Origin of the sequence: Candidimonas nitroreducens (genome assembly GCF_002209565.1) — a bacterium.
In the GTDB taxonomy this organism is placed as follows: Bacteria; Pseudomonadota; Gammaproteobacteria; order Burkholderiales; family Burkholderiaceae_B; genus Candidimonas; species Candidimonas nitroreducens.
Genome location: NZ_NJIH01000008.1, coordinates 360264 through 370610 on the forward strand (window position 1 = coordinate 360264; position 10347 = coordinate 370610).

Sequence of the window (10347 nt, forward strand, 5' to 3'; positions counted from 1 at the left end):
ACGAATTGCAATCCGGAATAGTGTAAAGCCTATGTTCAGCATCTTTAAGCGCAAGCGGCCGCAAGAGCCCGTTGTGCCCGGGCCCGACCCGGACACCCCGGCGCCGCCCGAGCCGCTCGAGCCCGAGCCGTCCGACGCCGCGCCGGCCGAGGCGGAGGGCGCCCACGGCAGGGGCGAGCCCGAGGCGGCTGCGTCGGCTGGCGCGGCTGTTGCGGCGCCTATGCCCGATGAGCCCGCCGCGGCCGCTCGATCGCCGGCGGCAGCCGAAGCGCCGGCGGCGCGCGCCTTCGTACCCGATCTGTCCGATACGCCGGCGGTAGCGGCCCCCATCCAGGCCGAGGCCGAGCCTGATGTGCCCGTCGTGCCCGAAGTGCCGGTCATGGGTGCGCTGGCGGTGGCACCCGAACCCGAGCCCGCGGCCGCCGAGTCCGCCCAGCCGGCGCCGGCGGCTGCTGCGAAAAAATCATGGCTTTCGCGCCTGAAGCAGGGGCTGTCGCGCACCGGCCAGAGCATCGGCGGCCTGTTCGTCGGCGTCAAGGTCGACGAATCCCTGTTCGAGGAACTGGAATCGGCCTTGATCATGGCCGATGCCGGCGTCGAGGCCACCGGCCAGCTGATCACCGCCCTGCGCGCCCGCGTGCGCAAAGAGCGCATCGAAGATGCCGCGCAGGTCAAGGCGGCACTGCGGGACATCCTGGCCGAGCACCTGGCGCCGCTGGAAAAGCCGTTTCCGCTGGGCAGCGTGCAGCCGCTGGTGGTGATGATCGCCGGGGTCAACGGCGCCGGCAAGACCACTTCCATCGGCAAGCTGGCCAACACTTTCCAGCGCCAGGGGGCGAGCGTGCTGCTGGCCGCGGGCGATACTTTCCGTGCCGCCGCGCGCGAGCAACTGGTCGAATGGGGTGCGCGCAACAACGTCACCGTCATCGCGCAAGATGGCGGCGACCCGGCCGCCGTGGCCTTCGACGCCGTGAACGCCGGCCGCGCCAGGCAGGCCGGGGTGGTCATGATAGATACCGCCGGGCGCCTGCCGACACAGCTGCACCTGATGGAAGAGCTGAAGAAGATCCGGCGCGTGGTCGGCAAGGCGGATCTGGCCGCGCCGCACGAAGTGCTGCTGGTGCTGGACGGCAACACGGGCCAGAACGCTATCGCCCAGATCCGCGCCTTTGACGCCGCCATCGGCCTGACCGGCCTGGTCGTGACCAAGCTGGACGGCACCGCCAAGGGCGGCACCCTGGCGGCCGTGGCCGCCGGCAGCCAGGGCGTACGGCCCGTCCCGGTGTACTGGATAGGCGTGGGCGAAGGGCTGGACGACCTGCAGCCCTTCGTGGCGCGCGAGTTCGCCGCGGCGCTGGTGGCGTAAAGCCTTGCTGGCTGCATAAGCCTTGTTTGCCGCCCGCGCTTACCGCCCGCGCTTGCCGGCAGGGCGGTGGCAGGACGGTGGGAGGGCGGCGGCAAAGCACAGGCAACCAGGCTGTCCGAGGCGACTCGTCGGCGGCTATCGGCGGCTGTCGGCGCGCGGGGCGGCTTGCCACGCGATTATTCAGTGCTTTAGCCGTCCGGCCGCGGCCAGCGCCGCGAAGGCTTCCTGGGCCGCCTCTTTTTGCTGATGCTGCATGGCGCGCAGCCAGCCCACCGCGAACCAGACCTGGGGGCGCGCCTTGGCCAGGCCGCGATAATGGCGCTCGGCCACGTACAGATCGTTCAGTTCGCCCAGTGTCTCCTGCACCGCGCTCAGCGCGGCCAGTATGCGCCGCTGCGCGGGCTTGTCCAGGTAGGGGGCGGCAAAGGCCAGGCCATAGCGCAGACGCTTGGCTTTCTTGCGCACGGCGTGCTGCGCGGCGGGGGTCAGCGTGGCGAAGGCCTGGCCCGGTTCGACGAGCTGGCGCAGCCACTTGTCGAGCCGGCGCGCCAGGGCCGCGCCCGCCTCGGGCGGCGGCTCGATGCTTGCGCGAGCCGTACCGGCATCGCCTGCCGGCGCCGCTTGTCGGCGGGCTTTGCCTGTGTCCATCGGGGCGCCGGCGGGCTCTGCGGGCTCCGCGGCCTCTGTCGTGGCGGGCACTTCCCGCGCCATCAAATCCAGCAGCAGGGCCTGGAATTCGGGGCTCGCGGCCAGTGCGGCCGCCGCATCGGGTTCGAGCCTGCGTGTGCCGCCCGGCGCCCGATCCGCGGGCATGCCCGCCAGCCTCAGGCGCGGCGCGATTTCGCGCTGCACGATTTGCGCGTCGCGGGTGGCGCCCAGGGCCAGGAAGCCGCGGCGCAAGGCGCTCTCGAGCCGGGGGGCAGGCGGCTGCATCCAGCCCGCAAACAGCTTGTGGCAGGAGCGCAGCCGGCGTATGCCCACGCGCAGCTGATGCACATATTCGGCGCGCAAGCCCGGCGCCGCCGGGCCCGTGTCCACGCCCGCGGCGTATGTGGCGTTGCGCACGATCTGATCCAGGCACTCGGCCACACAGGCGCGCGCCGCCTGTTGCAGATCCATGCCGGCGTCGAGCCTGGGCTGCTCGGCCTTGCGGGCCGGCGCCAGGGTCGCGCAAGCCTGTTCCGCCGTGCCCGGCCCTTGCTGCCGGCCCGCTTGTCGGGCGTCGTTGGCGGCAGCGGCCGCACGCGCCAGGAGGTCGCCGCGCTCGGCCTTGCTGCGCATGTCCAGAACCAGCCCATGGCGCCGCGTCCAGGCCTTGCCCAGGGCGAACACCGCATCCATGGTGCCGGCGCATAGCTCGAATTCGATCTCGCTGATGGGCAGCTCGTGCCCGGCGGCGCCGACCACGCCGCGATCATAGGCCAGCTCGACCAGGCTGCCGCGGCTGCGCAGGCGCAGCAGCAGGCGTTCCACGTAAGTTTCGTAGCGCAGCCCCAGGGGCTCGCGCAGATTCGCGAACAGCTTGCACAAGCGCCGCTCCTGGTACAGGGCCAGGTCGGGCGTGGGCTCGTCGCGCGGATGGCTCAGTTCGATGCGGCTCAGGGCATCGCCGCCCGGCATCTTCAGGGTCTGAATCCACTGGCCGTCTTCCAGACGTACGCGCAAGGCCACGCGCGCCCGCGCCAGCTCGCGCCCGGGCGTGTCGAAGTACAGCGCCCGCAGCACCTGCGTGCGGGCGCCGCGGGCCTGCAGCTCCTGTTCCACAGCGGCTTGTGCCGCGGTCGGCACGTGCAGTTTGAGTTCCCTTTCCAGCATGTCCGGCCTCGCAGAGTTTTACGTCGCGCCCGCTGTGCGGCGCGCGTGATGAGCGCGCGGCCCGTTACGCATCAGCCTGCGCTGCCGGCCTGGCGCGCCGACGTGGCGACGGCTTTGTCGGCACGGAAGCCCAGTTGCATGGAAATCGTGTTGGCGCACGCTTTCAGGGCGAGGGCGATGGGGCTGTCCCAAGCCGCATCAAACAGCGTGCTGGGCCCCAGGCAGGTCAGCACCAGCGCCACGCCGCCGGTATGGTCGAACACCGGCACCGACAGCGCGTCGATGCCGGGCAGGGGGTTGCCCAAGGCGCGCGCCATGCCGTGGCGCCGCACCTCGTCGAGCAGCTCGTCGAAGGCATGGTCGCTGAGCTGGCGCTGTCCTATGCTGGTGACCACGGCCTGGTCGCCTGCTTCGCGCTCTATGTAGTGGCGGCTGACCTGCGGCGGCAGCCAGGCCGCGAAGACGTGGCCGGTGGCGGTGTGCAGCATTGACATGACTGTGCCCTTGCGCATATTCACGTGCACCGGGTAGCTGGCTTCGCAGATGTAGATCATGGTGGGGCCGTGCGAGCCCAGCACGGCGATGGCCAGGGTGTGGCCGATCTGGTTCGCCAACTGGTGCACGTGGGGCAGGGCGACGCGCACCGGATCCAGGCGCTGCAGGCTGACCAGCCCCATCTGCAGGGCGAAGGGCCCCAGCTCGTACTGGCCGCTGGCGGCGTCTTGCTGCACCAGGCCGACCCGCACGAAGCTGACCAAGTACGGATGCGCCTTGGCCGAAGTCATGCCGGCGCGGCCAGCAAGGTCGCGCAGCGTGAGCGGCACCCCGGCATCGACCAGCGCGGCCAGCAGCGGAAAGCCGGTTTCTACCGATTGGATGCTGCGGCGCCCGTCGTGGGCGCCGGAAACTGACGGTTTTTCTTCCATGGAAACGCAGGTCGTAAAAGGCACGCCCATATTACTAGGGTTTTGTGACAGGATAGGGGCGGGGCCGCCCGGTCGGGCCACCACAGCCGCAGCGCGCAAATTGTCCGCAACGCGCCTCGCGGCGGCGGGCGCCGGGGCCGCCACGGGTTAAAATGCCTCGCAACCCCATACAAGCCACCATCATGAGCGATACGCGCGAACCCGCCGCCGGCCCAGAGCCGCATTCCCAAGACATTGCCTCCGTACCCGAGATCATTGCCGAGCTGCGCGCCGGCCGCCTGGTCATCCTGGTCGACGAGGAAGACCGCGAGAACGAGGGCGACCTGGTGCTGGCCGCCGAATACGTCACACCGGCCGCCATCAATTTCATGGTCACGCACGCCCGCGGGCTGGTCTGCCTGACGCTGACCGAAGAGCGCTGCCGCCAGTTGCAGCTGCCGCTCATGGCCAGCCGCAACGGCACGCGCTACGGAACCAATTTCACGGTCTCGATCGAGGCCGCCCAGGGGGTCGAGACCGGCATCTCGGCCGCCGACCGGGCGCGCACCATCCAGGCGGCGGTGGCGCGCGATGCCAAGCCTGAAGACATCGTGCAGCCGGGCCACATCTTCCCGGTGCAGGCGGTGCGCGGCGGCGTGCTGGTGCGGGCCGGGCACACCGAGGCCGGCTGCGACCTGACCGCGCTGGCCGGGCTGGCGCCGGCCGCAGTAATTTGCGAGATCCTCAAGCCCGACGGCACCATGGCGCGCCTGCCCGACCTGAAGCTGTTCGCGCGCGAACACGGCTTGAAAATCGGCACTATCGCCGATCTCATCCAGTACCGCAGCGAGCACGAATCCATGGTCGAGCGCGTCGCCGAGCGCGAGCTGCAGACGCCGTGGGGCCGCTTCCGGGCCGTCGCCTACCGCGACCTGGCGGCCGGTGAACCGCACCTGGCGCTGGTGCACGGCACCATCCAGCCCGAACTCGAAACGCTGGTGCGCGTGCACGAGCCCACCAGCGTGCTCGATGTGCTGTCCAGCGGCGAAACCAGCCACAGCTGGAGCGTGTCCAACGCGCTCGCGGCTATTTCGGCCGCGCCTTCCGGGGTTCTGGTATTGCTCGATTGCCAAGGCTCGGCCGAACTGGTGTTCAGCCAGTTCGCGGCCTGGAACCAGGCTGGCGAGGCGCCGCAGAGCGCCGACGCGCGCTTCGACCTGCGCACCTACGGCATAGGCGCGCAGATCCTGCGCGACCTGAACGTCAGCCGGGCGCGGCTGCTGGCGCGCCCGCGAAAAATGCCCAGCATGGCGGGCTTCTCGCTTGCCATCACGGGTTACGATAGTGAACCGCTCAATCATGAGCCGCTCAACCCACCCCCACAGGAGTGCCCGCAATGAATCCATACAACGTGACACCCGATATGAACGGCGAGGGCCTGCATCTGGGCATCGTGCGCGCCCGCTTCAATGAAGAAATCGGCGTGGCCGAGCTCGAGGCCTGCCTCGCCGAGCTTGCCGAGCTCGGGGTCGATGAGCGCGACGTCATGGTCGTGTCCGTGCCCGGCGCGCTCGAGCTGGGCGTCACCCTGGCGCAGATGGCCGAAACCTTCGAATTCGACGCCCTGATCGCGCTGGGCGCGGTCATCCGCGGCGAAACCTATCATTTCGAGATCGTCAGCAACGAAAGCGCCGCGGCCATCAGCCGCGTCTCCCTGGAAACCGGCATCCCGGTGGCCAACGGCGTGCTGACCACCGACACCGATGAGCAGGCGCAGGTGCGCGCCGCGGACAAGGGCCGCGATTGCGCCCGCGCCGCCGTCGAAATGGCCAATTTGATCGCCGCGCTCGAGCCCGAGACCGACGACGATGAAGACGACGACGAGGACGAAGATTTTGACGAACAAGAATAAGCCGCAGGGCGCCGCGGGCGCGCGGCCGGCCGGGCGCAGCGCGCGCCGCCGGGCGCGCGAGTTCGCCCTGCAGGGCATCTATGCCTGGCTGCTGCGCGGCGAAGATGGCCTGCAGGAAGCCGGCGCCATCGACGCCCATATCCGCGACGACGAAGAATTCCAAGAGGCCGACGCGGCCTGGTTCAAGACGCTGCTGCACGGCGTCATGCGCGAGGCCGGCGGCCTGCGCGAACGCTTCATGCCCTATGTAGACCGGCCACTCGAAGAGCTTTCGCCCATCGAGCACGGCATCCTGCTCATCGGCAGCTACGAGCTGGTCAACCACATCGAAGTCCCGTACAAAGTCGCCATCAACGAGGCCGTGGAACTGGCCAAGTCCTATGGCGGCACCGACGGCTTCAAGTTCGTCAACGGCGTGCTCGACAAGATGGCGGCCGACGTGCGCGCCACCGAGGTACAGGCAGCGGCGGCGCGGCGCTAGGTTTTGCCGCGCCCCGGCATGCATGCCTGCCGCGGCAAGCCCGCAATCGCATGGGGCCGCGCCATGGGCATCGCAAGGCCGGCCGCGGGCTACACGAGGTGGCTTTGACCAACGAATTCGATCTCATCGCACGCTATTTTTCCCGCCCCGCGCCCACCACTTACCTCGGGGTGGGTGACGATTGCGCCCTGATGCCGTCCGTGCCCGGCATGCAACTGGCTACCAGTACCGACCTGCTCATCGAAGGGCGGCATTTCTTTTCCGGCGCCGAGCCGCGCTCGCTCGGCCACAAGGCCCTGGCCGTCAACCTTTCCGACCTGGCCGCCATGGGCGCCACGCCCGCCGCCTGCCTGCTGGGCCTGTCCCTGCCCGAGTTGCGGCCCGACTGGCTCGAAGCCTTCGCCGACGGCTTCTATGCGCTGGCCGATGCCGCCGGCTGCCCGCTGGTCGGGGGCGACACCACGCGCAGCCCGGCCGGTATCGTCGTCAGCGTGACCGTGCTGGGCCATGTGCCGGCCGGCAAGGCGCTGCGCCGCGACGCAGCGCGCCAGGGCGACGACATCTGGGTCTCGGGCAGCCTGGGCGCCGCGGACATTGCCCTGCGCCTGCTGACCGGCGAGCTGCCGCCCGACCCGGCGCTGCTGGCCGCTACCCGTGCCGCCCTCGAACACCCCGAACCGCCGCTGGCGCTGGGCGCCGCCCTGGCCGGCGTGGCGCACGCCGCCCTCGATATTTCGGATGGACTGCTGCAGGATCTGGGCCATATACTGCAGGCCAGCGCTTGCGGCGCACAGCTCGAATACCCGGCCTTGCCGGTGGCCGCTGCGCTGGCCGCACTGCCGGCAGCGCAGCAGCTGCGGGCGGTGCTGGGCGGGGGCGATGTCTACCAGTTGTGCTTTACCGCCGCTGCGGCCCGGCGCGAGCAGATTCTGGCGCTGGCACGCAGTTGCGGCACGCGGGTGTCGCGCGTGGGCCGTATTACCGCACGGCAAGACGGTCTGCAGGTTCTGGACGCCGCCGGCCGGCCCTTGGATGCGCTGCCTTCGGGATTCGACCATTTCAGCTGAGCCATCATCGCCGGCGCCAATACTTCAGAGCCACTATCCGAGCCTTTATTCGAGCCCTTACACTACACGCTACATGCACGACACGAAGCAGCCTCCCATGCCCACATCCACGCCGGAAGCGGCCGCCGCGCCCACACTCGAACCCTCGTTTGGCTGGCTCTGGCATGCGCCGGCACGCGTGGTCGCATTCGGCTTCGGCAGCGGCCTGCTGCGGCCCGCGCCGGGCACCTGGGGCACGCTGGCGGCGTGGGTGCTGTGGGTATTGATACTGAGCCGGCTGTCCGACACGGCGATCGCTGCGGTGCTGGTGCTGGCCTTTGCCTATGGCTGCTGGTGCTGCCACAGGGTCGGCAAGGAACTGGGCTCCCCGGATCATTCCGGCATGGTCTGGGACGAGTTCACGGCCTTCTGGCTGGTGCTGTGGCTGACCCCGGGCAATTGGGAGGCGCAGCTTACCGCTTTCATTCTTTTCCGCGCCTTCGACATCGTCAAGCCCGCGCCCATCAGCTTTTTCGACCGGCACTTCAAGAACGGCTTCGGCGTGATGTGGGACGACATCATCGCCGCGGCCTACGCGCTGTTGGTAATGGCCATCCTGGTCAGACTGGAGTTGTTGCTATGAGCACGAATGAAACGGCAGGGCTGGTGCGCGATCTGGGCAAGCTGCTGGCCGAGCACGGCTGGATGCTGGCCTGCGCCGAGTCCTGCACCGGCGGCCTGCTGAGCGCCAGCCTGACCGACCAGGCCGGCTCCAGTGTCTGGTTCGAACGGGGCTTCGTCACCTACAGCAATGCCGCCAAGATGCAGCATCTGCGGGTCAGCGCCGACACGCTGGAACGCTTCGGCGCCGTCAGCGAGGAAACCGCCATGGAAATGGCCGCCGGCGTGCTGGCGGAGGTGCGCGACGCCCAGTTCGCCATATCCACCACCGGCATCGCCGGGCCGGGCGGCGCAACCCCCGGCAAGCCCGTGGGCATGGTGTGCTTCGGCTTTGCCCAGCGGGCCGCCGCCGGCATCGTCACGCGCGCCTCGGTAAAGATCTTCGAAGGCGATCGCGGCCAGGTACGGCGCGCAGCGGTCGACTACGCGCTACACACTGCGCTGGAATTCATCGCGCAGCATTGATGGCGTCGCGCGTGGCCGCGGCCGCGGCCGCGGCGGCCTGGCGCCAGTCTTCGCCATTGCCGGCGTAAAGTATGGCGCGCGAAGAATTGATCATCATCCCCCGGCCGCGGCTGTCGCGCCCGGCCTGAACCGTGGCGGGAATATCGCCGCCTTGCGCGCCTACGCCCGGCACCAGCAGCGGCATGTCGCCCACACGCCGCCTGACGCGCGCGATTTCCTCGGGAAATGTGGCGCCCACCACCAGGGCGCATTGACCGTTGGTGTTCCAGCGTTCCGCCGCCAGGCCCGCCACATGCAGGTACAGCGGCGTGCCGTCGGCCGACTCGATGAACTGCAGATCCGAGCCGCCCGGGTTCGAGGTGCGGCACAGGATGATGACGCCGCGATCCTGCCACTCCAGATAGGGTTGTAGCGTATCGAAGCCCATATAGGGGTTGACCGTGACGGCATCGGCGTCATAGCGCTCGAAGGCCTCGCGGGCATATTGTTCGGCCGTGGGGCCTATGTCGCCGCGCTTGGCGTCGAGTACGATGGGCAGGCCCGGGTAGGCGGCGCGTACATAGCGGCACAGCGCCTCGAGCTGGTCTTCGGCGCGCTGCGCCGAGAAATACGCGATCTGCGGCTTGATGCCGCAGGCATACTGCGCCGTGGCATCCACGATGGCCTTGCAGAACTCGTAGACCGCATCGCCGCGGCCCTGCAGCTCGGCGGGCATGCGTTTCGGATTCGGATCCAGCCCCACCATCAGCAGGGAATTCGTGTCGCTCCAGGACTGGTCGAGTTTGGCGATGAAGCTCATAGGTTCTTGAAAATTCATGAAAGTCAGAAAAAACGCAGATACAGGCAGGCCAGCCAGACTGCGGCGCCGAACAGCAGGGCCAGCAGCACCGCGGCGCTGCCCAGATCCTTGGCGCGGCCGATTAGCGGGTGGTGCTCCAGCGTTACCGCATCGGCCACCGCTTCCAGAGCCGAATTCAGCAGCTCCACGATCAGCACGAAGACCACGACGCCAATCAGCAACAGTACCTGCAGCGCGTCGCGCCCCACCCAGAACGCCGCCGGCACCAATACCACCGCCAGCAGCAGTTCCTGGCGAAACGCCGCCTCGTGGCGAAACGCGGCCTTCAGGCCTTTGGCCGAATAGCTCAGCGCGTTGAACAGGCGGCCGAAGCCGCCGTGGCTTTTATAGGGAGAATTTGTGCTCATGCTTCCGTGAGTCCATTTTCAAATCAAGCATGTACTTGTTTGGAATCGGCTTCGCTTGCCGTGCTCGGCGTACTGCCTGCACTTCGCTTTCGCGTACACAGTTGATTTAGAAACGGAATAAGCTGGCTGCGGGCCTGATGCCCCGCCACGGCTTTTTAATTTTCTACGTCTTGCGGCATGGTAACCCATGCCGGGCGGCAGAAAAAATGCCCCCACGCTGCGCCTTCGGCTTGCTGTCCACCTCGCGGCTTTGCATGCCGCTCGGATTCGCCAGGCATGGCATAGTCCGCAGGGACTGTGCCATGTCCGGGCTCATCCACCTCGCGGCCTGCATGCCGCTCGGATTCGCCAGGCACGGCACAGTCCGCAGGGACTGTGCCATGTCCGGGCTCGCCCACCTCGCGGCCTGCATGCCGCTCGGATTCGCCAGGCATGGCACAGTCCGCAGGGACTGTGCCATGTCCGGGCTC

The 10347-nt window shown here is 68.7% G+C and carries 11 protein-coding genes; 7 read left to right on the forward strand and 4 right to left on the reverse strand.

Annotated elements, in window-relative coordinates; all coding sequences use genetic code 11:
- The first annotated feature begins 31 nt into the window (after nucleotides 1–31).
- Nucleotides 32–1366, forward strand: a complete 1335-nt coding sequence (gene ftsY, locus CEY11_RS15695; RefSeq protein WP_408608136.1) for a signal recognition particle-docking protein FtsY — start codon at nucleotides 32–34, stop codon at nucleotides 1364–1366.
- Between the two features lie 180 nt (nucleotides 1367–1546).
- Here the strand turns inward: ftsY and CEY11_RS15700 are convergent, their stop codons facing one another.
- Entirely contained in the window at nucleotides 1547–3181 is a 1635-nt protein-coding gene (locus tag CEY11_RS15700) for a CYTH and CHAD domain-containing protein (RefSeq protein WP_088604324.1), read from the reverse strand.
- Between the two features lie 71 nt (nucleotides 3182–3252).
- Nucleotides 3253–4107, reverse strand: coding sequence for an IclR family transcriptional regulator (locus CEY11_RS15705; RefSeq protein WP_088604325.1), 855 nt, complete (start codon nucleotides 4105–4107; stop codon nucleotides 3253–3255).
- Nucleotides 4108–4289: 182 nt separating this feature from the next.
- Between CEY11_RS15705 and ribBA the strand changes: the two genes are divergently transcribed.
- The 6 genes from ribBA to CEY11_RS15735 all read left to right on the forward strand — a co-directional run bounded on the left by ribBA (nucleotide 4290) and on the right by CEY11_RS15735 (nucleotide 8671).
- Nucleotides 4290–5486: a bifunctional 3,4-dihydroxy-2-butanone-4-phosphate synthase/GTP cyclohydrolase II gene (gene ribBA, locus CEY11_RS15710; protein WP_088604383.1), complete on the forward strand. Its 1197-nt coding sequence runs from the start codon at nucleotides 4290–4292 to the stop codon at nucleotides 5484–5486.
- Nucleotides 5483–5998, forward strand: a complete 516-nt coding sequence (ribH, locus tag CEY11_RS15715; protein WP_088604326.1) for a 6,7-dimethyl-8-ribityllumazine synthase — start codon at nucleotides 5483–5485, stop codon at nucleotides 5996–5998. Before ribBA ends, ribH begins: the two co-directional genes overlap by 4 nt.
- A complete protein-coding gene (gene nusB, locus CEY11_RS15720) occupies nucleotides 5955–6479 on the forward strand; it encodes a transcription antitermination factor NusB (RefSeq protein ID WP_088604327.1) in 525 nt (174 codons plus the stop codon). Before ribH ends, nusB begins: the two co-directional genes overlap by 44 nt.
- Before the next feature lie 50 nt (nucleotides 6480–6529).
- Complete coding sequence (thiL, locus tag CEY11_RS15725) at nucleotides 6530–7546, forward strand: thiamine-phosphate kinase (protein ID WP_088604328.1); 1017 nt, start codon at nucleotides 6530–6532, stop codon at nucleotides 7544–7546.
- A gap of 97 nt (nucleotides 7547–7643) precedes the next feature.
- The gene (locus CEY11_RS15730) at nucleotides 7644–8168 is read left to right on the forward strand and encodes a phosphatidylglycerophosphatase A family protein (protein WP_088604329.1); all 525 of its coding nucleotides are present in this window, start codon (nucleotides 7644–7646) and stop codon (nucleotides 8166–8168) included.
- On the forward strand, nucleotides 8165–8671 hold the full coding sequence (locus CEY11_RS15735; protein WP_088604330.1) for a CinA family protein: 507 nt from the start codon (nucleotides 8165–8167) through the stop codon (nucleotides 8669–8671). Before CEY11_RS15730 ends, CEY11_RS15735 begins: the two co-directional genes overlap by 4 nt.
- Here CEY11_RS15735 and pyrF read toward each other — a convergent pair.
- Nucleotides 8655–9470: an orotidine-5'-phosphate decarboxylase gene (gene pyrF / locus CEY11_RS15740; RefSeq protein ID WP_088604331.1), complete on the reverse strand. Its 816-nt coding sequence runs from the start codon at nucleotides 9468–9470 to the stop codon at nucleotides 8655–8657. The genes CEY11_RS15735 and pyrF overlap by 17 nt on opposite strands.
- Before the next feature lie 23 nt (nucleotides 9471–9493).
- Entirely contained in the window at nucleotides 9494–9877 is a 384-nt protein-coding gene (locus CEY11_RS15745) for a diacylglycerol kinase (protein WP_088604332.1), read from the reverse strand.
- Nucleotides 9878–10347 lie beyond the last annotated feature (470 nt).